Annotated in this window: 19 protein-coding genes, 1 tRNA gene and 1 pseudogene; 11 read left to right on the top strand and 10 right to left on the bottom strand. The window is 65.6% G+C overall.

Annotated elements, in window-relative coordinates:
- The first annotated feature begins 143 nt into the window (after positions 1–143).
- Positions 144–1,547: a M6 family metalloprotease domain-containing protein gene (locus JTJ31_RS03890; RefSeq protein WP_207537249.1), complete on the top strand. Its 1,404-nt coding sequence runs from the start codon at positions 144–146 to the stop codon at positions 1,545–1,547.
- A gap of 70 nt (positions 1,548–1,617) precedes the next feature.
- On the opposite strand, the gene JTJ31_RS25305 is transcribed toward JTJ31_RS03890, so the two are convergent.
- Positions 1,618–1,911, bottom strand: a complete 294-nt coding sequence (locus JTJ31_RS25305) for a transposase (protein ID WP_207537248.1) — start codon at positions 1,909–1,911, stop codon at positions 1,618–1,620.
- Positions 1,912–2,148: 237 nt separating this feature from the next.
- Here JTJ31_RS25305 and JTJ31_RS03880 point away from each other — a divergent pair, with 237 nt between their 5' ends.
- The 3 genes from JTJ31_RS03880 (at position 2,149) to JTJ31_RS03870 (ending at position 5,715) form a co-directional block, all read left to right on the top strand.
- Positions 2,149–3,126, top strand: a complete 978-nt coding sequence (locus JTJ31_RS03880) for a Bug family tripartite tricarboxylate transporter substrate binding protein (protein WP_207537247.1) — start codon at positions 2,149–2,151, stop codon at positions 3,124–3,126.
- Positions 3,127–3,166: 40 nt separating this feature from the next.
- The gene (locus JTJ31_RS03875) at positions 3,167–4,441 is read left to right on the top strand and encodes a Zn-dependent hydrolase (protein WP_328805658.1); all 1,275 of its coding nucleotides are present in this window, start codon (positions 3,167–3,169) and stop codon (positions 4,439–4,441) included.
- 422 nt (positions 4,442–4,863) lie between these two features.
- The gene (locus JTJ31_RS03870) at positions 4,864–5,715 is read left to right on the top strand and encodes a substrate-binding domain-containing protein (protein ID WP_207537246.1); all 852 of its coding nucleotides are present in this window, start codon (positions 4,864–4,866) and stop codon (positions 5,713–5,715) included.
- 562 nt (positions 5,716–6,277) lie between these two features.
- Here the strand turns inward: JTJ31_RS03870 and JTJ31_RS03865 are convergent.
- Positions 6,278–7,348 (bottom strand): hypothetical protein, encoded by a 1,071-nt coding sequence (locus JTJ31_RS03865; RefSeq protein WP_207537245.1) that lies wholly within the window; start codon positions 7,346–7,348, stop codon positions 6,278–6,280.
- 833 nt (positions 7,349–8,181) lie between these two features.
- Positions 8,182–8,691, bottom strand: a complete 510-nt coding sequence (locus JTJ31_RS25300) for a hypothetical protein (protein WP_207537244.1) — start codon at positions 8,689–8,691, stop codon at positions 8,182–8,184.
- 330 nt (positions 8,692–9,021) lie between these two features.
- Between JTJ31_RS25300 and JTJ31_RS03855 the strand changes: the two genes are divergently transcribed.
- From JTJ31_RS03855 to JTJ31_RS03845, 3 genes are all read left to right on the top strand, one after another.
- The gene (locus JTJ31_RS03855) at positions 9,022–9,576 is read left to right on the top strand and encodes a hypothetical protein (protein WP_207537243.1); all 555 of its coding nucleotides are present in this window, start codon (positions 9,022–9,024) and stop codon (positions 9,574–9,576) included.
- Positions 9,573–10,508, top strand: coding sequence for a DNA-primase RepB domain-containing protein (locus JTJ31_RS03850; RefSeq protein ID WP_207537242.1), 936 nt, complete (start codon positions 9,573–9,575; stop codon positions 10,506–10,508). Before JTJ31_RS03855 ends, JTJ31_RS03850 begins: the two co-directional genes overlap by 4 nt.
- Positions 10,509–10,666: 158 nt before the next feature.
- On the top strand, positions 10,667–11,251 hold the full coding sequence (locus tag JTJ31_RS03845) for a hypothetical protein (RefSeq protein WP_207537241.1): 585 nt from the start codon (positions 10,667–10,669) through the stop codon (positions 11,249–11,251).
- 748 nt (positions 11,252–11,999) lie between these two features.
- Here JTJ31_RS03845 and JTJ31_RS03840 read toward each other — a convergent pair.
- From JTJ31_RS03840 to JTJ31_RS03830, 3 genes are all read right to left on the bottom strand, one after another.
- Entirely contained in the window at positions 12,000–12,302 is a 303-nt protein-coding gene (locus JTJ31_RS03840; RefSeq protein ID WP_207537240.1) for a hypothetical protein, read from the bottom strand.
- A complete protein-coding gene (locus JTJ31_RS03835) occupies positions 12,299–12,496 on the bottom strand; it encodes a hypothetical protein (protein WP_207537239.1) in 198 nt (65 codons plus the stop codon). Before JTJ31_RS03835 ends, JTJ31_RS03840 begins: the two co-directional genes overlap by 4 nt.
- Before the next feature lie 69 nt (positions 12,497–12,565).
- Positions 12,566–13,540 carry a hypothetical protein gene (locus JTJ31_RS03830; protein WP_207537238.1) on the bottom strand — a complete coding sequence of 325 codons (975 nt, stop codon included), beginning with the start codon at positions 13,538–13,540 and terminating at the stop codon, positions 12,566–12,568.
- 1,025 nt (positions 13,541–14,565) lie between these two features.
- On the opposite strand from JTJ31_RS03830, the gene JTJ31_RS03825 reads away from it, so the two are divergent.
- From JTJ31_RS03825 to JTJ31_RS03810, 4 genes are read left to right on the top strand one after another with little or no spacing between them, the layout of a single operon-like run.
- Positions 14,566–16,092 carry a type I restriction-modification system subunit M gene (locus tag JTJ31_RS03825; protein ID WP_236019796.1) on the top strand — a complete coding sequence of 509 codons (1,527 nt, stop codon included), beginning with the start codon at positions 14,566–14,568 and terminating at the stop codon, positions 16,090–16,092.
- Entirely contained in the window at positions 16,082–17,332 is a 1,251-nt protein-coding gene (locus JTJ31_RS03820) for a restriction endonuclease subunit S (protein WP_207537237.1), read from the top strand. The genes JTJ31_RS03825 and JTJ31_RS03820 overlap by 11 nt, the downstream gene beginning before the upstream one ends.
- Positions 17,333–17,334: 2 nt before the next feature.
- Complete coding sequence (locus JTJ31_RS03815) at positions 17,335–18,027, top strand: hypothetical protein (RefSeq protein ID WP_207537236.1); 693 nt, start codon at positions 17,335–17,337, stop codon at positions 18,025–18,027.
- A complete protein-coding gene (locus JTJ31_RS03810; protein WP_207537235.1) occupies positions 18,024–21,164 on the top strand; it encodes a type I restriction endonuclease subunit R in 3,141 nt (1,046 codons plus the stop codon). The genes JTJ31_RS03815 and JTJ31_RS03810 overlap by 4 nt, the downstream gene beginning before the upstream one ends.
- A gap of 196 nt (positions 21,165–21,360) precedes the next feature.
- Here the strand turns inward: JTJ31_RS03810 and JTJ31_RS03805 are convergent, their stop codons facing one another.
- The 4 genes and pseudogenes from JTJ31_RS03805 to JTJ31_RS03795 form a co-directional block, all read right to left on the bottom strand.
- The gene (locus JTJ31_RS03805; protein WP_207537234.1) at positions 21,361–23,295 is read right to left on the bottom strand and encodes a site-specific integrase; all 1,935 of its coding nucleotides are present in this window, start codon (positions 23,293–23,295) and stop codon (positions 21,361–21,363) included.
- A 12-nt stretch (positions 23,296–23,307) separates the two neighbouring features.
- A pseudogene (locus JTJ31_RS25295) lies at positions 23,308–23,556 on the bottom strand (DUF6538 domain-containing protein); the annotation flags it as partial.
- A 73-nt stretch (positions 23,557–23,629) separates the two neighbouring features.
- Positions 23,630–23,704, bottom strand: a tRNA-Gln gene (locus tag JTJ31_RS03800).
- A 47-nt stretch (positions 23,705–23,751) separates the two neighbouring features.
- A complete protein-coding gene (locus JTJ31_RS03795) occupies positions 23,752–24,600 on the bottom strand; it encodes a 4-(cytidine 5'-diphospho)-2-C-methyl-D-erythritol kinase (RefSeq protein WP_207537233.1) in 849 nt (282 codons plus the stop codon).
- Between the last annotated feature and the right edge of the window lie 3 nt (positions 24,601–24,603).

Raw genomic sequence — 24,603 nt, 5'->3', positions numbered from 1 at the left:
GGTCAAGGTGCGTCTCGTCGATTTCGACGACAGACCCGGCATCAGGCCCAAAGAACAATTCGAAGATCTGCTCTCTCGCGAGGCATCCATCCCACGGGAAGCATGCGGGACTACTTTCAGGAGGTGAGCCTCGGAAAGGTGGATTGGTCGGCACCGTCTCCGACTGGATCCGCCTGCCTCAGCCCTATTCGTACTACACCAACGGCGAGTCCGGCACGCAGTGGAAGAGCTACCCCAACAATGCCCCACGGATGGCGGAGGATGCCGTGAAGGCGGCGCTGGAGAAGAGCGTCCAGTTCGACGCCTCGCTGGATACCTTTCAGAAAGGGATCATCACGGCGCTCTTCATTGTGCATTCAGGGCGCGGAGCCGAGAAACAAGCGCGGCAGCTGCAGGGCCAGCACATCTGGTCGCACAAATGGAACTTGAGGAATCCCGTTCAGGTTTCGAATGACCTTTGGGCGACGATCTACCTGACGGTCCCCCAGGACTGCAAATTGGGAGTCTGCGCCCACGAGTTGGGTCACTTGGCCTTTCAGTGGCAGGATTTCTACGACCCCAACTACAGCGAGGACGGCACGAGCTGGGACGGCACGGGAGACTGGGACCTTATGGCCAGCGGCTCCTACAACGGGGGCGAGCTGAAGCCTGCGCATCCGGCGGCCTTGCATAAGATCCAGCACGGCTGGGTTCCGGTCACGACCGTCACCAAGACCAAGGGCCTGCGCATCCGGCCCTACACGGCGACGACCGGCCGCGTCTACAAGCTGGTGAGCCCCGCCTTCAAGGCGAAGCAGTATCTCCTGCTGGAGTCGCGCATTCGGGCCGGGTTCGACAGCCATCTGCCCGGGGAGGGCCTTCTCGTCTGGAAGGTCGACGAACCGAAAGAGCAGACCGGTCCGGAGATGCCCGGGCTGTCCCTGATCCAGGCGGATGGCCAGAACAACCTGAACAACCCGAGCGACGTCGACCAGGGCGATGACGGGGACCCCTTTCCCGGCAGCACTGGGCGAACCACGCTCGGCGACCTGGGGGCGACTTCGACCTCCTTCGGGACCAAGCGGTCCGGGATTTCGCTCCGAAACATCAGCATCGACGAGGGCGGGGTCGTCACTCTGGACGTGCGGTTCACCGGCGCCAGGACGAGGGCTAGGGCTGGGCAAGGCGCCGACCCGCCCGAGAGCCGGCGTGCTGCGGGAAGGGGTGACCGTCAGAACGGCAAAGAAGGCTCCCGCCAGGAGGGCCACGGCGAAGACGGGCACAACGAGAACGTCCACCGCCGCGGCCGCCACGGCCCGGACTGGCACGGCGCGGAGCGCCACGGCGAAGCGGGCGACGGCCAAATCCGCGACAGCGAGGACGGGAGCCGCGACAAAGAAGAGGGCGGCCAAAACCACCACGGCAAAGAGGTCCACGGTAAAGGCCGCTGCGACGAAGAAAACGTCGGCGAGGAGCGCGACAGCGAAGCGGGGCACAGCAAAGACAGCGACGACGAGAAGGGAGACAAGGGAGGCCGCCGCGTCGAGGAAGGCGACAGGGGCAGCTAACAAGACGGCCCCCAAGCGCCAGACCTCGACGTCTCGCCGGCGCTGAGAAGAGGTTCGGTCCTCCCCGTCCTCAGGTCCTCGATGCTGTTAGTGTCGCTTCCGCTTGCAGGGCCGGAGCGGCCGCTAAGGGGCACCAGAGGACGGAAAGTTGCGGCCGTCGTAGGAGGCCAGACGATCCAGACCTGCAGCCCATCCCGACGGGCACATGCTCCCACGCCATGCCCGTTTTCAGCACGAGCAGGATGCCCATCAGTGCCGCCCCAATTGGCCACGCGCGGCGGCTGCCCTTCGGCTTGGCCCGCTCGGGCGGCAGCAACGGCTCCACCGCCGCCCATCGATCATTGGATAAGAGGCGCTTCGCCATGAAAGCCCCAACGCACATCACCCGGTTCTGCTAGGTGCTCTACGTCCCTGCCGACGGGAGCGGCGATCTGGATGCCACCTAACTTGGTGAGGGGAAGCGGAATAAGCATTGAGGCAGTTTGACGTATCGGCCATCAGCGAGCCGGTTGGCTCCGGCCTGTCCCGCCCCTAACGTGCGGGGCGGAAGCGACGGAGGACCGGCAAAGTGAAGTCTCTTCGGCAAGGGCGTCGTGCAGCCTTGGTCGGCACCTTGCTGGCAGGGATTTCCTCCGCGCGGTCCAATGCGCAGCCGATCGCTGCCGGCCGCCCGATCCGCCTCATCGTGCCGTTTCCACCCGGCGGTGCGATCGACATATTGGGCCGCCTGCTCGCGGATCGCTTGCCGCCCGTGCTCGGCCAGTCGGTGGTCGTTGAAAATCGAAGTGGAGCCGGGGGTATCATCGGGGGCGACGCGATCGCCAAGGCGGCACCCGATGGAACGACGATCGGCATCGTAGGCGTTGCGGTGCTGTGCGCCGCGCAGTTCCTCTATAATCGCCTCCCATTCGACCCTCAGGCGGATCTCGCGCCTGTGACACAGATCTCGGACGGGGCGCGGCTCTGCGTGGTCAACGCCCAGACGGCGGCGCAGCGCGGATGGACTGATTTTCGTGCGCTGATTGCATGGGCGAAGGCCAACCCAGAGGGCGTGAGCATGGCGTCGTCAGGCGTCGGGACCTCCAGCCATCTTGTCATTACGGCGGTCAACGAGGCCGCCGGGGTCAGGATCCTCCATGTGCCGTATCGCGGAGGTGGGCCAGCCATCAATGATCTCGTCGCCGGCCGGGTCGACATGATGTTCGATTCTCCGCCGGCTCTGATGCCTTTGGTCGAACGCGGCGCGGTGAAGCCGCTGGCCGTCAGCACACGCGCCCGTCAGTTCTTCGTCCCGGATGTTCCGGGCATGGCCGAGTTCGCGGATATCGGGCTGGGCGACCTGGACGTGGACACGTGGAATGCCGTGATGGCGCCCGCCGGCACGCCAGCGCCGGTCATCGCGCGTCTGGCGGAGGCCATCCGGATCATAGCGACCCAGTCGGACCTCACGGAGCGACTGCGGCCGCTTGGCTTCCGCACGGTGCTCAGTGAGGCACCGGAGAGCCTGGCGAAGCTGATCCGGGACGATACGCCACGGTGGCAGCGCATCGTGCAGTCTTCCGGCGTGAAGCTGGATTAGCCGCCTCATTCCGGCCAGCGAACCACACGGGGGTATTCGCGTGATCTCCAATCAGCCACCGCCCGACACCGGCTTGGCGCTTGCATTGCTCTCAGCCATCCATGACGCGACGCGGGACCCGATGGGTGGCGTGACGCGGGAAGGATACGGCCCGGGGGAGCAAAAGGCGCACGACATCGTTCGTGCGGCGGCGGAGTGCGAGGGGCTGCGGACCCGCGTGGATCCGGCGGGCAACCTGTACATGACGCTGCCCGGTGCGGATCCATCCGCGAAGCGCCTGGTCATCGGCAGCCACCTCGATTCCGTACGACAGGGCGGCGACTATGATGGGGCCGCGGGTGTCGCGGCGGGGCTCGCAGTGGTGGTGGGGCTGCGAAAGGCCGGCTTCCTGCCGGGACGCGACATCGAAGTGATGGCGATCCGCTCGGAGGAGGGAGGCGCTTGGTTCCCGACCCCCTTTCCCGGCAGCCGCGCCGCGCTCGGCCTGATGCAGCCGGACGCCCTGGCAACGCGCCGAATGGATGGGGCTCTGACGTTGGAGGAGGCCATGCGCCAGTCGGGCTTCGACCCGGACTGGTGCCGGTCCGGCCAGCGCGAGCTCGGGCCCGACAATGTCCAGGCCTATGTCGAGCTGCACATCGAACAAGGCCTGGTGCTTGAAGAGGAGGACCGGCCGGTTGGCATCGTCTTCGGCCTTCCTGGCAATCGGCGCCATCGCTTTGCGCGGGTGGTGGGTGAGTACAATCACTCCGGCACCACCCCCCGCCGCCATCGCCGTGACGCCGTTCTCGCAGCGGCGGAACTCGCGTACCGGCTGGAACAATCATGGATCCGCCTCGAGGCAGAAGGACATGACCTGGTCATGACCTTCTGCGTCTTTGAGACCGGTCCACAAGCTGCCTTTGGCAAGGTGCCGGGCGAGGTTGCCTTCAAGCTGGACGTGCGGAGTGGGCAGCAGGCCGCGCTCGATGCCTTGTATCGAGATCTGCATGCCCTCGTCGCCGCGATCGAGGCGCAGCGTGGTGTCCGCTTTGAACTGGGACCAGAGCAAGCGCGCGAACCTGTGCCGATGGACCCGGCGATCGTGGAGGCACTGGCGCAGGCGGCAGATGACGCGGCTGTGCCCTTTCGCCGTATGGCCAGTGGTGGTGGGCACGACGCTCAGAGCTTCGTCGCGGCCGGAATTCCGGCTGGGATGCTCTTCGTTCGCAGCCAGAACGGCAGCCACAATCCGGACGAAGCCATGAGGCCGGAGGATTTCGAGGCGGCATGCCGTGTCCTGATGGCCTGGACGGTGGGTGCGGCGAGCCGCTGACGCATGCAACTGGACTCCGTGCGAGAATAACGAGATGAAGCCTCCTCGCTTCTGCCTCCGGGTCCCGAGTTCCTGTGCCAGCCGCGCCGGTCCAGGCCGCGCAACTGTAGGCCCGGTGTGCCAATGGACATCCCGCCGGTTTGATCCTGCTGGCGTTCCGCCACCGAGCGAAGGGCTGCCCGGGGCAGCCATGCGAGTGCCGAGCCCATGCCGCCCAGCGGGGCGCAGGATCCGCTCGCAGCAACGGTTAAATCATCAGCGGGGCGAAGGCTGCCAGCCGATGTTCGCGCATGTGGTGGTGAGTACGAACTGCCCCCGGTGCGCTCGAGGCGGCTGCTCCCTTCGCTCCCTCGGCGCAGCGACCTCGATATCTGCGGTGCGCGACGCCCCGACCCACAAAAGCCTACCTCGGGAGTCCGCCGGTGACTGAAGCTGGGACAGCGCTGGCCGTCGCGATCGGCCGTACGCCACGCACGGAGGCGCTGTTTACCGGCGCGGTCTCGGATCCGGCATTGCCTTTGGAGCTGCCAGCGATCCCGGCAATCACGGGCGCCTTCCCAGCGATGGTGCGCGAGGGCCGTTGGCCCGTCTCTGAAATGGCGATCGCCACCTTTCTGATGGCGAAGGAAGCTGGCAGGCCGCTGGTGCTGCTGCCCTGCGTGCTGGCCGCCCGTGCGCAGGAGGGGTCGCTTCTCTGTCGCGAGGATTCGCCCTTACGCGGCCCGCATCAATTGCGTGGGGCCCGCGTCGGCGTGCGCGCCTACAGCCAGACCACCGGCATGTGGCTGCGTGGCATTCTCGCCGAGAGCCATAGTGTCCCGCCCGAACAGGTGCGCTGGACGACTTTCGAGGAAGCTCACGTCGCCGACTTCCGCGACCCGCCGTGGTGCGAACGCGCTGCCGCGGGCGCGACGCTGGAGGGCATGCTGCGCGAGGGCACCCTGGATGCAGCCATCTTCGGAAGCGAGGCGCCACCGGGTTTCCGCACTGTCTTCCCTGAGCCGGTGGACGCCAGCGAGGCTTTCCGGGCCCGGCATGGCTTTGTGCCAGTGAACCACCTGCTGATCGCCCGGAGCGACGTGGCGCGGGATCGCGCGCCCGAGCTGATGCGCCTGCTGAACCTCTTCAATGCAAGCGGCGCCAACGTGACGACGCGCGCCGCGCTGGCGCCTGCCCTCAGCCTCGCCGCACGCTGGTGCGCCGAGCAGGGGCTGACGCGTCGCTCACTCGCGCTCTCGGAAATCTGGAGCGGCACTCCTCACGAGATCGGGTGACCTCAAAGCAGCTTCGTCGTCCCATGCGCCGCAACAGCAGCCTTCAACGTGATGCTGCGCACCCAGAGAACATTGCGGGCTTGAAGATCGAGCATTAGGTAGCAGGGTCGACGCTCAATGCGACGGCCACCCTCACCAGTTGCCCCGCGGCCGAGATGCTATGCGGGTTCGACTGTTGCCGGCGCCCCGCCGACTTGAAGATCGCGGCTCTTCCGCGCCGCGAGGACGTGGTGCTTACTGGCTGCGGCTTCTGTCGTACTCACTCGTACACCGCATAACCTTAGGATGAGTTGTTCGGCTGACCGAGAGCGCCGGTGTCCTCGCGCTGCGGGAGCATCCCACTCGGGGCGGAGAGAGAAAGCTGCTGCTTTACCAGTTCACTTCGAATGGAAGACGGAGCGTCCTCTGAGGCAAGTCCGTTGAGACCGTTGCCTGCGTCAGAATGCAAGCCTGATATGCGTGCGAGAGGCGATTGCAGAGGTAAGCGGGCTGCAGTGCATTCTCACCATGGTTCTCAAAGAGCATCACCCGGCGTGGGGCGGGAACACGCCGGGTAGGTAGTTCACTTCTTCGCGGCGTCCACATTCTCCACCTTCGGGGCGATCCAGAGGCTGAGGCTCCCGTCCGCCAGCGCGCGCAGGACCGCGGAGGTGGCCGGGCCGCGGAGGAACTGACTGCCCGCTTCCTTCCGGATCTCGCCCCCGTATTCCTTCTTGCACTGCTCAAACGACTGGTTCGTCCTGAGCGGCACGACATCGATGCTCTCCTGCCCCTCGACGAGCGGCCGGATCCCTCCGTCCGCGTCGCGGGTCACCAGGATAAGCGCGCAAGCTTTCTTCTCAAGGTTCGACTCGAGCGCGCGGTAGGGTTCGTCGCGCAGCCGGATATCGACCACGCCCCCGTTTCGCTTGCCCCGGGTCTCGGCCCGGTGCCGGTTGTAAAGCCCGGTGACGCCACCCCGGACGCAGATCCAGTTCGCTATTTCCTTCCTGAGCGAATTTGAGCGCACGAGCTGCTCCTGGGTTCGGCCTCCTTCCATGGCCTCAGCCAGGACATGCGACGCCGCGAGTTGCGCGGCGCAGACGACGGTCGTCCGACGGTGCTTGTCGTGCCCGGCCGGCATGACGAGCCGTGCCAGAAGCAAGGTCGGATTGGACCGCGCGCGTTGGCCGAACGATACAGCCGGCGCATTCGCGTCAAGAGCCTTGTTGGTCTCGTTCAGCGTGTCGACGAGGCCGCGCATGATCTCGGGATCCTGGCCAACCCGCAGAGCCTGCACTGCGACGGTCGCTGCCACCTCCGCCAGAGCCTTGTTCGAGCGCGCCGAGGATTCGTTCAGCTCCTTGCGGACGTCCTCAAGGGCCTGAAGGGCGCGGTCCAGTCGGCCCCGCTGAGAGGAGTCCAGAGCTTTGCTGCCGCTGAGCTTTGCTTCCGTCCCCTCGGCGTCTTCGCGGGCCTTGATGTTCTTTCTCTCGCCGTCCTGGATTTCGTTTAGTTGCTCACCGGGGCCATCGGAGGCGTCAGCCTCCTCCTTGGACCGGACCACCGTCTCCTTGGTGCCGGAGGGGCCGTCGGGGTCCCCCGGCGAGAGGTTTTCGGGAGCCGGCGCGGAGCTGAAGAGAGTGTTGTCCATGGCATTTGGTCCTTCTACGATTCGAACCCACGAGTCCCGCGCTGCAGGCTAAGTGTCCTGAACACTTGCCCACGCGGGTACTTCCATCAGCCCTGTCCGCCCCGCCCCGAACAAGGTTTCGTTGGGGCGTTTCGCGATTTTTTCGAAGCTCCCAAGCATTCGCCCGCTGCAGATCGCGCCACATCTTTCGGCCTCTGTCTGGTCTTGTTCTCGAGCCTCGCTTTTCAGCTCCTAGCGCGTGACTGGCTGGTGTTAGTCAGGCAAAGGCGGCAGCAGTCACTTTGTCGGGTGATGTCGAGCGGAGGCGCTCGCGATGACGGAGACGGGGACCTCACGCCTCATCGCCGCTTGCCCCTTCTCGCTCTCATGATCCTCTTCGGCATCTGGGTGCCGGACGTGCAACGGCCGAATGAGGCTGGGTCCAGATCCGCGCACTGCGATCAGGCTGCGGCGGGTTCTCCAGTTCGCATGGCCATCTCATGGCCCGTTTGGTTCACAAGGTCGGGCGTGGCGATGGGCGCTGGCCTGATGACCAGTCTCATGGTCCGTCAAGTTCGGGGCCAGTCAGTTCACCGAAAGTCCACTACAGATCTTCCGGCTGTCTTCCGCCCATCCACCACGGATCTACTCATGATGCACCGCCCCCGCGTCAGGGAGGTCTTGCGTTCGCCTTGGTCCTCCGTTGCTGGAGGCGTTGGCTTCCAGATTGTGCACCGGCTCGATACCGCAAAAGTTCGTTTTGCCCGGTTTTCCATTTGCCACATGGCTTCTGTCGTGACGCGATTGCAGCGTCTTGGCTGCCGGAGCATGGCGCTCCGGCAGCCACGCCAAGATCAGGGCTGTCGCGACCCTGGTATGCCGCCGGCCGGAACAGGGCTGCTAGGGGCAGGAGGCGGTGGCAAGGCCGTGACCTCACTATGCTGGGCGCCGCCCTCCACGAAACGCCTTAGCTCCGCTCCAAGACGGGCCGCCTGCATGCGGCGAGTTGCGCATTCGCGTACCACAATCGTGCGCCATCCATGCTTCTGCAGGACCGATAGGACGGTGGCGTCTCGCGCCTGATTATGGCGGAACTTCGCTTCCCAATAGCCGCGGTTCGTCGTGGGCACGCGCGCCAGCTGGCAGCCACGGTGATGGTGCCAGAAGCATCCATGCACGAACATACACACGCGGTGGGTGTCGAGCACGAGGTCCGGCGTGCCGCGCAGATCCACGGCGTGGCAGCGGAGCGGTCCGAGCCCTGTGCGCAGGAGCGCATCGAGGGTGGCCTGCTCGGGTGCGGTGAGGCGCAGGGGCGGCCTGGCAGCCGCGCCAGAGGCGCGGCTGAGATGAGGCAGGTTCAAGGGAAGATCTCCATCCCGGGTCGGGTCAGGAAAGTCTGAGATTCAGACATTGGTCTGAGCTCAGACGGGGCCGATGGAAGGCCGCGCTGCGCCACGCGGCCGGGGAGGAGAGTTCTCTATGTGAATCGCGCGCGCCGCATCCGCAAGAGTCGCTGGGTGCGGCAGGCCGATTTTCTCGCGCGGAATGAAGAACCCCCAGGGGGAGGGAGGCCCGGAGGCCTCCCGCGCGGCGCCCGCTGGCGCCGGGGCAGGGCCGTGTCCGGTCCCCGCCCCGGGCCCGCCGGGCGCCGCGCGGTGGGGCATCCACCCCACCTCCTGAAAGACTAACCTATGAAATTTATCGAACTGCCGGCCTTCGCGTTACGTGACGGCCTGCGCCCGCGTCACCTCGCGGGCCTTGCTCCGGCTGTGCGCGCCGACCGGCGCGTCCTGAGCTTTGAGGAGCGCGATGCCGCTGGCCTTCCATGCGGCGTGCTCACCATGGCCAGCCCCGGCCGCTACTGCTTCGGCGCAGGCGGCCGGCGCGGCCTCGCCATCCTCGGCGGAGCGCCTGGCGCGACGCGCCTGCTGCTCACGTCGAGCGCCTACGCGTCCCTCTGCGCGCACGCGCTGGAGGCGGATCCGGGCACGGTGTGCGCCTCGCCTGGCGGCGTCTGGGCCGCGCAGGCTGAGGCGGCGCTGGAGGTGCTGGTGCGCAGCCACGAGCTCTGGCACGTCACGGTGGCGCAGCCGCCGGGCGAGGCGGGGGAGCGCTTCGCGCAGACGACGATCGGAATCCTGCGTGCAGGCGGGCTGGGCCTGTTCGTCGCGCATGAGGTGCTGCGCCTGCCTGCGGACTTTCCTTCCCTGCTGGCCCGGCACGCCGCTGGGATGGAGGTGGCATGATGCGTCGTCCTGCCACGGACGGAATGGGATCTCGGCGCACGCGCGACGCCCTGCGAGCGTGGTGCCGTGCGCTGCCGTCGCCGTCCTTCCTTGTCGCCGTCATTCCCGCCGGGGAGGACGCCGCGGCGCGGCCCGAGAGGCGCTGCTTCACGGAGGAGAAGCTGGAGGAGGCCGGCGACTGGCTGCGGCACCGCAACGCCCGCGGCTGCAACCCCTACGGCCGGCCGGCTGAGGCGCGCCACGTGCTCGTGGACGACCTCTGCGAGGACCGGCTGGACGCCTTGCAGGCCGCGCATCACGTCGCCGCGGTCGTCGAGACCTCGCCGCACAGCCTGCAGGCATGGGTGACTGTGAGCGAGGAGGAGATCGCCGCGCCTCTGGCGACGGCCATCGCGCGGCATCTCGCCGCGCGGTTCGGCGGAGATCCCGGCGCTGCGGACGCGCATCACCTGGGCCGCCTGCCTGGGCTCGCAAACCGGAAGCCCCTGCACCAGAGGAAAAATGGGTCCTTGCCGTGGGCGCGGCTGCGCGCTGCCCCTGGCGGCGTTGATCCCGGCGGGACGGCGCTGGTGGAGGAGGCGTTTCGCCACGCCACCGCGCCGCTGCGCACTTCGCGGCCCTTGCTGCCCGGGCCACAGGCGTGGGGCCGGATCCACTGGCGCAGCCCGGCAGAGGAGCATCGGGAGGCGGAGCACCGAGTGCGGTTGACTCTGCCAAGAGGGGCCACGCTGGACCGCTCACGCCTCGACTTCTCGGTCGCACGGCGGCTGCTCCTCCAGGGCACCCCTGCGGACTTCGTGGAGGCGGTCGTAGAGGCTGGCGCGCGCGCCGAGGGGCTGCAGCCAGCCGTGCGCGAGGCTTACTCACAGCGGACTGTGCGAGCAGCGCTGCGGTCACTGTGCACACCGGACGGCTCCGACGACCCGGAATAAGGCGCGCATATGGCGCGGATGCTCATCTCATGCCCCTGCCACTGGCAGGGGCAAAGGCGGTCCAGCCCCCTGCGGGTTGTGCGGGGGCACATCCTTCGCTCCCACCTCGCCCGCCAGATGGGCAGAGGGACCATGACTCACACGAAAGCATTTCTTCAATGACGAACAACATTCTTCTTCCGACGCACAGTGACGAGGTCGTCGTGTTTTCAGCCGCGTGGCTTGAAGCCGGGACCGCTGACCTCCGGCGCGAGGCCCGGGGGCTCGATGCAGTCGACCCCGGGGCGCTCTTTGTGGTGCGGCCGCACGGTGCCACCTGGGGCATAGGCCCGGTCCAGTACGAGCTCCTGGCGCCCGACGAGATGCCGCGGCTGCGCTCCCTGCATGCTCTCCGCGTGCACACGGTCGATACCGATGCGCTGACTCACATCCGCCTGGCGGCAGCGGGACTTGCGCCATGGAGCACCCGGTCACTGGTGCGGGACGGCGGCGCCTGCCTCTTGGGTGATGACCTGCCCGCCTGGGCTGCCTACGTGGCCTTTGCCCTGCGCGGTCAGGGCAGCCTGCTCGAGCCGGAGGAAGCAGGCGAGGCGGGGTCGCAGCGCTACGGGGAGGTCCAGCCCCGGGCCGAAGAACCCATGGCGCCCAAGGGCGGACGCAGGGCCCGCTCTGCGAGGCGTCGGCGGCGCGGCGGGCAGCGGGGACGACAGGATGAGGACGCGCCCGCCGGGCGCGAGTGCTGATCACACGCCGCCGTCGCCTAGCGGCGGGGAGAGGGGGGGAGGTGACGGCCGGCCCTCGGCGCCGGCGCGGGCGTGCAGATGTGCCACCCCCGGGCCGCTCGTGTTCCCTCATTCGGTGGGAGGGAAGGGGCGTGGGATACCGGAAGGAAACTCAATGCCTCATCCGCGTCAGCGATCCGCCATCTCGTCGCGTCCTGTAGCAGATCCTGGGCCGGTCCCCGGCGTCACCGTCGCCGCGTCCCACCTTGCTGTGGAGTACTTCGCCCGCGCCGATGCGCCACGTTCGGTGCTGGCGGCATGCTGTGCGACCTTGCCAGAGAACTGGGACGCGCCGGACCGGAGGCGCTGCGGTGTGCAACGGTGCGCGGGGCCGGCCCCAGGACGGCATGCGTGACATTGCGCCAAGTGACGCCTGCCGTCAGGCGCGGCGGGGACGCGGCCTCTATGGCCCACGTGATGCTCAAGGACGCCACGACGCGCGACGACCGGGCCTATGCCGGTGGGCGCATGGGGTATGGGCGGCGAGGCCACCTGGCTGCTCTGAGGCCGAAGTCTGAATCTCAGACTTTGGTGCGGCTTGTCACGCAGGCGCGGCGGGCGGGCCGTATCGCCACCCTCCCGGCCATGCCCCTCGTTGCACCTCCGTCTTCTGTCCTTGGGGCGCACCGCCTGAGGCGATGAGTGCGGTGTGTGTCCTATTGGCGCGGCTGCCTCGCCGCGGCACGACGCAGGTCTACCCCTTCTTTACTTAGGTTCCATTGTCACGATTATGGCATAAATACTTGATGGGACTGCCCGCCCGGGCGCCACGACCACCCGTGCCGTGGGCAGCCAGGGCCTCGATGTCGGAGCGGCGGTAGAAGCGGCGGCCGCGGATCAGGACGGGATGCGTGACGCCCGCCCGGTCCCAGTTCGAGAGCGTGCCAAGGGTGCGACCGAACAGCGCCGCCACGACCGCAGCGGGGAGCAGGGCGAGCGCGTCGGGCAGGCGGGAGGCGGGATCCTCGCCGTCCGCGTCATCGGCCTCGAGCAGTGGGTCGTCGTCGCTCACGAGGGGAAAGGGGGCCGCCGGCGCACCGGCTGGGGCCACGCCTCGATCCATGCCTCTGCGGCCGCTTGGCGCGCCAGGGCGCGAACGAGGGCGATGAGGCGGCGCTGCTTCAGAACCGGCGCGAGTTCGGCCATCCGCGCCGGCGTGAGCTCGGCGAGGGTTTGCGGCAGCGGGGGAAGGGAATGACCAGACATGCTGGTCTGTTCAGATACAGACCCACCCCCACCGCCTCCACAAGGCGTTAATGCAGAAAGCCCCCTTGGTCAGACGGCGGTGTGCGCCCCCTGCTTGGGCGGACGCCCCCGGTCTGCCCGCTTGCCGTTCTTGGTCCGCAAGAAGCGCACCACGGCACCGCGGATCGAGCTTGGCTTGATCTCGGCGTAGGGCGTGCCCGAAGCCATCAGGATCTCCCACGCCCGCGCGCAGAAACCCCCGAACTGATCCGCGTTCATGCTGGTCGTGGCCGGACGGCCTGCATGCTGGAGCCACAGCGCGTGCAACCACTCGAGCGAGTAGACCAACGGATCCCAGGTCTTGGGGCGGTTCGGCGGGAGCTCCTCGACCGCATCAGCTTGGCGCGATGCAGCGGCCTCCAGTTGGCGCACGCGTGACAGGAGGTCCTGCTCGTGCCGCAGAGCCCGGAGGCGGTTGGTGACGACAGGAGTCCCCGAGCCGATGACGTCTTTGAACAGGTCGGTGCGCACCCCAGGATGGAGCTGTTCAAGGGTGTCGCGCACGGCTCGCAGCTGTTGCTCTAGCCGCCGCAAAGACCGCTCATGCTGCCGGCCCACATGCATCTCGCTCGCGCCCTCGGCGTGGCGCCGTAGATTGTCCATCAGCATGACGAAGCTCGAGACCCCGTCGGTGGTCCCAATGGTGTCCGCCCAAAGGTCGAAGGCCTGTTGCTGGCGGGCGGAGAGCGCCTCTCGCAAGAAACTCGGGGTCGGCAGATCTGCGCTATCGGGTCGAAGGATTTCCCGGCGCACGCGTGCAGATGCGTGGAGCCACTCGGTGATTTCGGCCTCTGTCATGACGACCGGCGACGCCCAATCAGCGGGAGCCCTGTCGGCCTCGCCGGTGGCCTGGAGGCGGGCCAAGCGGAGGGCGGTGATCTCCTCGGGGGAGCGAGAAATGATCTGCCGGGCGCGGTCCGAGAGGGCAGCCGCAGCCTGCGCAACGTTGGGCTGGTCGGCGACGGATGGCTCCGCCGAAGAAGGTCGGGAGGGGAGGTGTTTCATGGATGGATCTCTTTGCCGATGCATGGTGGGGGCGTCATGCAGCGTCCGGCGAATCGGGGCTGGTCCGAGTGTTTGAGCAGAGCGGAGTGGACCTGGTCGAGATCTCGGCGGGCGATTCCGGGCCGGTTGGTAGTCTCCCGGATCGGAGAGGAGATCTGCGGGCTGGCTGAGAGCGAAGAGCTCGGGACGGGGCAGCGCGATGCCTTCCAGGGAGTCTCGAATCTTGAGGTGGCTGCTGCCGCCCGGCCGGCCGGTTGGGGCGTGGGGTTTGTGTTTGGTTCAGGGATCGCTTCTGCGATTTCGGGGGGAGCTGAGAGCCAAGGTCTTCTCTCATTCCCCGTCGATGATCCGGTGGTGAGGCCTGGAGCATGGGCAAAGCGGGACCAGCCCCGCGCAAAGCGCCGGGTGGCCCGCCCGCCCTGCAAGATGTTCCGGCGGAGCCGGCCCCTCGCCCGGGCCCGGACGCCCCAAGGAGGAGGACGTCCAGCACGCTTGCGTCTTCTCGAGGGCGACGTCTCACCCCCGGGTGGCCATGGGCATCAAGCGTCAGCGGTGCCCTTCCGGTTCATGCCACCAGCCCCACAGCACCGGGCTGCACCGACGCGCTGCCGTATCACACCGACCACGCCGGGCGTCCCCGCCCCGGAAGGCGCGGACGCTCCGATCACGCCAGAAGACGCCGCCGCCTGTCATGCGGCGAGAAATGTAGAAAGCTGCGCCGGCCTTTTCGCGAGTGTGACCTGTGGTCCGTGCAAGGACCGACACTGGCCTGGGTTTTGCTCGACAGTAAGAATGGTCCGGAAGTCGAGATCATGGGCCGCAACGTTGCGAAGCGGCCTCATTCTGTGCACTTTGATGCGCCGTTGCTCAAAGCGGCCGAACAGTTTTTGAGACACGGCAGATAGCACCGCGCGGTGGCGCGACGTTTGAACAAGCAAGGCGGGAGATAGCGCGTGGCGAGGGGGCGTAAGCCGAAAGCGGATGGTAGGGGGTCAACAACGAGGAGCTCAAATTTTGAGGCCACCTTGTGGGCGGCAGCGGACAAGCTTCGGGGCAATATGGATGCCGCCGAGTACAAACACGTCGCGCTCGGCCTTATCTTCCTCAAATACATATCAGACCGCTTCGAGGAGCGGCGCGCCGAGATTCTTACTGATCCTGACTCGCCGGACGACCTGAGGCAGGAGTTGGCGGAGGAGCGCGATGCCTACACCGCCGAAAACGTTTTTTGGGTCCCGGAGAAGGCGCGCTGGGACTTCCTCAAGGCTAATGCTACCAGCGCCGAACCAACAATCGGTGCGCTGATCGATGGCGCTATGCTCGCCTTGGAAACTGAGAATCCAAGTCTCAGGGGCGTTCTGACAAAGAACTACGCAAGGCCTGAGCTCGATCAGACGAAGCTCGGCGAGGTGATCAAGCTATTCACCGATCTTACCTTCCGCGACGCTCATCATGGCCAAGACGTGCTTGGGCGAGTCTACGAATACTTCCTTGGCCAGTTCGCGATCGCAGAGGGCAAGCGTGGTGGGCAGTTCTACACCGCAGGCTCCGTTGTGCGGCTACTAGTCGAGATGCTGCAGCCCTTCAAGGGCCGCGTGTACGACCCCTGTTGCGGTTCGGGGGGGATGTTCGTGCAGTCGGAGCAGTTCGTCGCGGCGCATGGCGGGGGTCGTGACGATGTCTCGGTTTTCGGTCAGGAGTCCAACCCGACCACTTGGCGCCTCGCGAAGATGAACCTCGCCATCCGTGGCATTGAGGCGAACCTCGGGCCGAAGTGGGCCGACACATTTCACGAGGATTTACACCCCGGCCTGAAGGCAGACTTCGTGCTTGCCAATCCGCCATTTAACGATAGCGACTGGGGAGGCGAGCGGCTGCGCTCTGGCGACCGCTGGCAGTACGGTGTCCCACCTGTCGGAAACGCCAACTTCGCATGGGTGCAGCACTTCATCCACCACCTAGCGCCGCACGGCTATGCCGGCTTCGTATTGGCCAACGGCGCGCTGTCTAGCCAGCAGTCTGGCGAAGGTGAGATCCGTCGCGCAATCGTTGAAGCAGATTTAGTAGACTGTATCGTCAGTCTGCCCGGGCAGCTATTCTTCACAACGCAAATTCCCGTCTGTCTTTGGTTCCTCACGCGCGACAAGTCTAACGGACTGGTTCGCGATAAAAAACTGCGCGATCGACAGCACGAGACCCTCTTTATCGACGCCCGCGGACTTGGGACGATGGAGAGCCGCACACTGAAGGTTCTGACCGACAAGGATGTTGCGCGAATTGCTGGCACGTACCACGCCTGGCGAGAAATGGGCGGCCATTACACGGACGTACCAGGCTTTGCAAAATCGGTCACGACAGCCGGGATTGCAGCACAGCACTTTGTGCTGACGCCCGGACGGTACGTCGGTGCGGCCGAAGCTGAAGCCGAGGGTGAACCATTCGAGCAGCGGATAGGACGGCTGACGTCAGAACTGCGGGAGCAACTGACCGAAGGGGCCCAGCTGGAGGAGCGCATCAGGCGAGAGCTAGCGGGAGTCGGCTATGGATGGTGAGGCCATGCTCAAGCCACTTGGTTCGCTGGTGGAAAACTTCGATGCGCGGCGTGTTCCGCTATCTCGGTCAGAGCGCGAGAAGAGGCCCGGAAACATTCCCTATTATGGTCCGACCGGCATATTGGATTACATTGAAACGGAATTATTCGATGGCACATTCCTGTTGGTGGCTGAGGACGGATCTGTAGAGAGGGACGATGGTACAGTATTTCGGCAGCTTGTCGGAGGGAAATTTTGGGCAAATAACCATACTCATGTCCTTCGGGCTGCGGATAAGCGCGATACAATCTTCCTGTATTATGCCCTGGGGCAAGTTCCCATAAGGCCTTTCATTTCTGGGTCGGTTCAGGATAAATTGACTCAAGCATCCTTGAATCGCGTTTTGGTGCCCTTTCCCGAACCAAAAACGCGGTACGCGATCGTGGAGCTTCTTAGGGCGCTTGATGACAAGATAGAGTTCAATCGTCGTATGGCGGAGACGCTGAGGGTGTTGGCTGGAACGCTCTTCAAGAGCTGGTTTGTGGACTTCGACCCCGTCTGCGCTAAAGCTAAAGGCTGCTCTACTGGTCTTTCTGTTGTTCTCGCCGCGCTCTTCCCCGAGCGATTCGGGCAAGACGGTTTACCAGAGGGTTGGGAACTGCAGCAGCTCAGCCAGATCGTCGTTCAAGACCGAGCTACCGTCGACCCAGCGATATTGGGGGAGACGCTTGTCGAGCATTTCAGCTTACCTGCATTTGATGCCGGCCAGCGCCCATCGATTGAGCCTTCCAACTGTATCAAGAGCCTTAAGTTGAGCCTAAGCGCTCCCCTTGTATTGTTTTCAAAGCTGAACCCCGAAACACCGCGTGTTTGGGTGGTTCAGGACCAAGCCGTCCGCCCGATGATGGGGTCAACGGAGTTTTTGGCGCTCCGGCCTTCTAATGCGGCGGTCCCGCTCTCCTTTTTGGAAGGTCTGCTTGCCTCCGATCCGTTCCGCAAAAAGGCGATGGGGATGGTAACGGGCACATCGAAGAGCCATCAGCGCGTTCAACCGGCTTCTCTTCTCAGGACCGAATGGCCAATACCGCCTGCGTCTATACTTGCTGCCTTTGCTGCGGTTGCCGAGCCAGTGCTTGCACGTCGTTTGTTGCTGGGACGCGAGAGCGCCACCCTAGCCGACCTCCGAGATGCTCTGCTTCCTAAACTCATTTCAGGCGCGCTCAGCATCGCCGACGCTGAACGCACAGTCGCGGCCGCCTGATCATGCCTTACACTCTCCAGCTCCTCCGCACGTTGATCGAGGCACACCCCGACCGCGCCGCACCGCTGCTACGACATATTGAGGCGCTAGAAATTAGCATTGAGAGCCAGCCCGCCTTCTGCCTTCAAAACGTGCGGACGCTCTTCGAAGCGGCACACGAGACCGTCGCACCCCTTCTCGGTGTATCCTTCGCAAAGAAGTCTGGCTTTCCGGATCGCATGCGCGGGGTGATCGCCGCGCTCGACTTTTCAATCGAAGGCCATCCGCAGGCGGAGGAGATTGGAAAGCAGTTGGCAGCACTCGCCCAAGGTATTGACGACACTGCCGTTGCACTCGCCAAACTCAGTAACATCCCTAACATGCGACATGGCGGTTCGCTCGATTGGGGTACACTGGAGCGGCAGCACGCGCTTATGCTAGGAGGGCTTTGCGACACTCTTGTCAGCTTTCTCTTCGAAGTCGCATGGCGTCGCGCCCCCACGCAGGCCGTTTCGCCCGAGGCTGACAGGTATGAGGACTTCGCTTCCTTTAACGCGGCGCTCGACGACGAATATGAAGAGGTCGAGATTGCTGGAGCTATCTTCCTACCGAGCAAGGTCCTCTATCTATTAGACCGCACACAGTACGATGCTGCGCGGCAGGAATGGGAGGCAGAGCAGGCTACCGCGACGACTGAAGCAGGTGTTGCGGCGTGAGTGACGCGCCTCAGGCCACGCGCACGAGTCAGGACTCGCTGCGGGAGGCGGCCGTTGAGCTGGCTGCCCTCTCTTGGTTCGAGTTGGCTGGTTGGCGCACGGTGACCGGAGATCAGCTGTCACCCGATGGCGCTATGGGTGCACGTGGTGACTACCGCCAAGCCATACTTGAGCCAGAGCTGCGCAGCGCGCTTGCAACGCTAAATCCGGACGCCACGCCGGCGATGGTCGATGCGGCAGTCCGCACCATGCTGGCCACGCCAAGCCAAGACCTCTTAGAGAACAATCGCGTCTTCCACCCTTTTCTCGCGTCCGGCGTGCCTGTTGAGGTGCACCAGGGTGGCGAGGCTCGAACCATCGCTCTACGGCTGCTAGACCGCGCCAACCCTTCTGCGAACCGCTTGCTTGCAGCGAATCAGTTCATCGTTCAAGGCGACCGTGGCTCCGTACGCGCCGATATTGTCGCCTTCGTTAATGGGCTCCCGCTGGCCGTGCTGGAGCTGAAGAGCCCCGTCGATGCCGCTGCGACATTAGAGCGTGCGTACACGCAGTTACGAAACTACATGGCGAAAGCGCCGGAACTGCTGCGCACCAACCAAGTACTCATCATCAGCGACGGCATTCAGGCGCGTATCGGCTCGCTCACTGCGGGCCTCGACCGCTTCGCACCGTGGCGCACCATCGATGGCGCGGCGCTGGACGACGAGGGAAGACCGGAACTGGAGGTATTGATCCGCGGCGTGTTTGATCCGGATCGATTCCTCGACCTTGTCGTGGACTACGTCGCCTTCGAGGTGGAGGACGGCGTCGTCCGCTCCAAAAAGCTCGCTGGGTATCATCAGTTCCACGCGGTGAGGAGGGCGCTCACCTCGACCGTGAGTGCCGCGACGGGCGGCGGGCGAAAGGGTGGCGTAGTGTGGCACACTCAGGGATCTGGCAAGTCGCTCACGATGCTGTTCTTCGTGCGCCAGCTCCAGCTCGCAAAGGCGCTGCGTAACCCGACCATCGTGCTACTCACCGACCGGAACGATCTCGACGACCAGCTGTTCGGCACGTTCACGGCCCACATGTCGGCCTTGCGAGGTACCCCGCGGCAAGCAGAGACCGCCGCTGAGATGCGGGCCCTCCTTAACGTGGACATCGGAGGTTTGGTTTTCACTTCCATTCAGAAGTTCCGTGACGAGGATGGCGCGCACCCGATGCTGACCCAGCGGGAGAACGTCATTGTCATCGCCGACGAGGCGCACCGCACACATTACGGGTTCCGGAAGCGCTTCGTCGCGGGTAAAGGCGAGGTGCGCGAGCGGGTCGGCTTCGCCGAGCTGCTACGACAGGCACTGCCAAACGCCACTTACGTCGGCTTCACCGGCACGCCTATCGCGCTGCGGGACCGTAATACAGAGGCGGTGTTCGGCGACGTCGTGGACACCTACGACATGGCACAGTCTGTCGCCGACCGTGCAACGGTCCCAATCCATTACACGGCTCGCTTGGCACGGCTCCGGCTCAATCTGTCGGACGACGACCGCGCTGAGCTCGACGCGCTAGCTGAAGAGTTGACGGAAGGCGACGACGCCGCCGTCGAGCGCAGCAAAGGCAAACTCGCCCGATTCGAGGAGGTGGTCGGTGCACCGGAACGATTGACGGCGATCGCAGCAGATATCGTTGAGCATTTCGAGCGACGCCGTGAGGCGCTGGCCGGCGGTAAGGGGATGATCGTCACTATTAGCCGGCGCGTCGCGGTGGAGCTGTACGACCGGATCGCTGCGCTTCGGCCGGACTGGGTGGCCGTCGATCCCGCAGACGACAACTCTGGGATGATGAAGGTGGTGATCACCGGCAACGGTAGCGCAGACCCCGAGCCACTCCAGCCGCATCTTCGCAGCAAAAGGCGGCTCGAGTATCTCGCGGAGAACTTCAAGCGCCCGGGCTCGGGGTTCGACCTCGTCATTGTCAGGGATATGTGGCTAACTGGCTTTGACGCTCCGTCGCTCCACACCCTCTACATTGACAAGCCCATGCGAGGGCACGGGCTGATGCAGGCCATCGCGCGAGTGAATCGCGTTTGGGGCGACAAGCCGGGCGGCCTGATTGTGGATTACCTCGGCATCGGGGCCGAGCTGCGGGCTGCGCTGGCGGAGTACAGTGCGCGCGACCGTGCGCAGGTGAAGTTGGATACGGATGAAGCGGTCCGTCAGACCCTGACGCGACTGGAGAGTGCGCTATCGCTGTTGGAAGGCGCGCTGTGGCGAAGCTTCTTCGGCGCCGACCCGATGACGCGCCTCACTATCCTCAAGCAATGCCTTGAGCACCTGCTGAAGAATGGTCACAGAGATTCGTTTATCACGAGTGCGACAGAACTAGAGACCGCCTTCGCCCTCAGTGCTGGTGACGAACGAGTGGCCACCCGGCGCGACGAGATCGCCTTCGTTGCGGCGCTAAGGGCGAACTTGGTGAAGTACACGACGGGCAGCGGCCGCGGCCGGGCGGCTGTGGAGAGGGACATCCGCCAACTAATCTCTCGCGCGGTCATGGCAGATGGCATCCTCGATGTGTTCGGTGCGGCGGGCCTTGACCGACCGGATCTTTCGGTCCTGTCCGAGGAGTTTCTTAATGAAGTGGGGCGAGCCAAGGAGAGGAACCTTGCGGTCGAAACGCTTCGGCGACTCCTCGCAGGCGAGATCAAGGTGCGGGCGTCGACCAACCTCGTGCAAGCACGCAAATTGAGCGATCGCCTCGGCGAGACACTTCGGCGCTACCACAACCGCGCTGTGGACAGTGTGCAGGTAATCGAGGAGCTGGTCGCTCTCGCCAAAGACATCAGAGCGGCGAACGCTAGAGGAGCGGAGTTCGGACTTAATGCGGAAGAGCTCGCATTTTACGACGCCCTTGCCGAGAATGGATCGGCCAAAGCGCTCATGGAGCACGAGCAGCTTCGCGTGTTGGCCCAGATGCTCACGCGCACGATCCGCGGATCGGCCAAGCTTGACTGGACGCGAAAGGAGAGCGTTCGGGCGAAGATGCGTATTGAGGTCCGGAAGCTGCTGGCTCGGTACGGATACCCACCCGATCTGCAAAAGGCCGCAGTAGACCTCGTCATTCAGCAGGCTGAGACGCTGGCCCGCAGTTGGTACTAAAGGCCTAGGCCGGAGTGGGGTTGGGCTGCCAGCTATGTCTAGGAGTTCATGCGAAGGCAAATTCGCGATAAGCCGAACCCTGTCCGCGATTTGAACCTGCAGCGAGCCCCACGTTGCGAGAGGCGTCTTGCAACCCTGGCTCGCAAGGCAACCAGGTCCGATCTTCTCTCAACACCCGCCGTCCGCGACTCCCTTTTCATGCCCTCGGATGGGGAGCCTGACGTTTTCTGCCATTAGACCGTCTTCCAAGTCGGCGATCGCTTGTCAGAGACTCCAGCCGGCCAGCAACCTCTCCGTTGCGTTGCTCTGCCTGCTCAGCACACTTCTTGAGGCGGGCGAGGTCCACTGCCTTGAAAGTGAGGGCCTCAAGCGCTTCCACCATGACAGGCATCGGCGTTTCTCCGCCGTAATGCTTGGCCGTCACGCCCGACCGGGCGTGACCCATCATGTCGCCGATGACGACTTGGTTCTGCCTGGAGTTCTTCAGGCTAGCGGAGAAGGTGGTGCGCAGAGCATGGAAGTCCACGCCTTTGCGCGTGATCCCAACCGCCCGGCGGTAAGTTGTGAAACGCTGCGTCTCCTTGTGCCCATAGCGCTTGTCAGGGCCGGCCTGAACCGCCTCGGGGAACAGGCGAGTGCCTCCGGCTTCGCGCACCGAATCCACCCAGTCCACGAAGCCCAGTTCGATCAGAGCCGGATGAACAGGAAGGGTGCGAGGCCGGGTGAACGTCTTCAGGACCATCCCGTCACCGATCTCTATTTGTGCGACGCCGTCGACGGTGCGCACGTGCTTCGTGCAAAGCTGGAGCGCCTCCTCGAGGCACAGCCCTTGGAACAGCGCGAGAAGCGGGACCCAGTACATCAGGTCACGTGTCACATAAGGGCCGGGAGCGGTCCGGTTCGCGCTGCCATCGTGCCCCGTGTAGATCGAGCCGGAGAAGAAGGCGCGCAGCTCACGGTCGTCGTACTGCTTGCGGACAAAGGTCTGCTGCGCCTCGACCTGCTTCTTGCTGAACCGTACTGCGAGAGTCGGCAGCTCGCCCTTCAAGTTTCTCGGCGCATGGCCATCCAGGGCGGGGGTCATCGCCGAGAGGTGGCTGTTGATCGTAGCGCGTGACAGGCGGGGCGTCCTCTCTTCCGGAGACCGAGACGCATCCAGCGCATCGGCCTTCGCGATGGCTTCGTTGACCGAAAGGTGCCTGAATTCCTTCCCCCTCCCGTGCATGGTCGGGACGCGCTGCAGCCGCCGCTTGAACTCGCGGGCGCTCTGCTCGGTGAACTCATTCGCCACGACGGGCCCCATGAGTTCGAGGAACAAGCGCGCGACGCAGGCCCGGCCGCTTGCGGTCGACACGCGGACCTCGTCGTCCTCGGCGGCGTCCGGGGCTGCGGAGGTCCGCGACTCCCCCCAGCGCGCGACCAATTCGTGCACGAAGACGGGGTCGTTAGAGGCGCCACCCGCCGTTGCCGTGGCCGTGGTGTGAGCCTCCCGTGCTCCCGATCTGGGCTCGGGCAGAGCGTGCGGCGCTGCCGGCTGTGCCGGCAGGAGTGCTCCGCTTCCGCTGGCGCCATTTGCGGACCCGGCGAGATCGACCGGCGTGCCGGCCGCGCCTGGCGCGGCCCAGCCCCGGCCGATCTGCTCCTCGTGCGCCGCCACCCCGAGCCACGCTTCGCCCGCGGCGCGGAGAGCCGCCTCGCCCGCGAGCAGCCGTTCGTCCTCGCTGAGCGTGATACCTTTCTCTGACAGGAAATCGTCCAGGGCCTCGCCGACCGGCCCGGAGTCGCGGTCCCTTGCGGCTGCGGCCAGGGCGCCCGCCTGGCCGAAGGCGGTCTGCACACGGACCTTCCGAGGAGGCAAGAAGACCGGTTCCGGATCAGGCATCTGCGCGGCAAGCGCCAGGAGCTCAGCGCTGATGCCGGGGTCCAGCGTAAAGCCTGGCTCGCGCCCCTCAAGGGCAAAGTTCAGCCGGGCAGCCAGCGCGGGTGGAAGGCTTGGGCCCTGGACAGACCGGAGGGCAGGGCGCCCCCGGCCCTGCTGCGCCCGCTCGACGAGGAAGCGCTGCAGAAGGTGGTCGCGGAACTCCGCCAAGGTGGCGCTGAGCTTGGCTGGGTCGAGGCGGGCGCGTGACATGGCTTCAAACCGGGCGTCGAGTTGCAGGGCAAGGCCGCGCGCCTGGGCGAGGCTCCCCGTCCTCAGAGATAGCCGGATCTCATGCCGTTTCGCCATGCCACCGTGGGGCGCGTCGCGCGGGGCTGGAAGGCGCCGGCGCCACGTGTAGCCCCCGGGGCGGAGGAGGAGGTGGGCGGGCGCCCGCCCTGCTCGCCGGGTAACTGGTGGAGGGGGAATGCAGGGCGGATGGGGACCATCCTGGGGACCACGAGTGGGGACCATGGGATCTGGCAGCCTCCGGTTCGGGCCACGCCCGCCGTGAAGCTCCTGATTTCCTTGGGAATCCGTCCGGTCTTGGTTGGGGCGCCAGGATTCGAACCTGGGAATGGCGGTACCAAAAACCGCTGCCTTACCGCTTGGCTACGCCCCAGCCGGCGCCTCCCTATAAGGCAGAAGTTCAGCCACTGGAACCGGGGGTCAGCCGGTCAGGGCGCCGCCTTCTCGCCACCACGTGGCAGGAAGGGAAGCGCAGGCGGCGCGGGCTTTGTCCGCCGTCGCGAACAGGCCAAAGCAGGTCGCGCCTGATCCGCTCATGCGTGCCAGCAGGCAGCCGGGCAGGGTGCGCAGTGCCGACAGCACCTCTCCAATGGGCGGACGCAGCGCGACGGCTGGCGCCTCCAGGTCGTTACTGAGATGCGCCAGTTCCGCGGCCATGGCGGCGGCGTTGGGCCAAGCGGCAGGCAGTGAGGCCGGGTGGCTGAACCCGCCTGTGCGGGCACGGAACACCACCGGCGTCGGCAGCGTAACGCCAGGGTTCACCAGCAGCAAACCGCAGGGCGGCAGGCGGGGCGCCTCGGTGATCACCTCGCCGACGCCCCCCATGCGCGCTGGGCGCGAGGCGAGGCAGACTGGGATGTCGGCGCCCAGTGGCAGGGCGATCTCGCGCAGTTCCGCTTCGTCGAGTGACAGACCCCAGGCGCGGTTCAGGAGGCGAAGCGCAGCGGCTGCATCGGCTGAGCCGCCGCCGATCCCCGAAGCGACGGGAAGACGCTTCACCAGCGTGAGGGCGGCGCGAGGCGATACGCCGCCACGCTCCGCCAGGGCGTGTGCCGCGCGAAGCACGAGGTTGTCCGCCTCCCCAGCCAAGGCGGCGGCGAACGGCCCCTTGACGCGAAGGGAAAGGCCCGTAGCACTTTCGCCGCGCAGCTCATCGGCGGCAGGGCCGAACACGGCAAGGCTGTCGAGCAGGTGATAGCCGTCCGCGCGCTGCCCAGTGACGTGCAGGAACAGATTGACCTTGGCCGGTGCGGCCTCGCGCAGCGACACGGC

The sequence above is a fragment of the Sabulicella rubraurantiaca genome (assembly GCF_017355885.1).
Taxonomy (GTDB): domain Bacteria; phylum Pseudomonadota; class Alphaproteobacteria; order Acetobacterales; family Acetobacteraceae; genus Roseococcus; species Roseococcus rubraurantiacus.
This window is presented reverse-complemented; position numbering and strand designations above follow the sequence as displayed.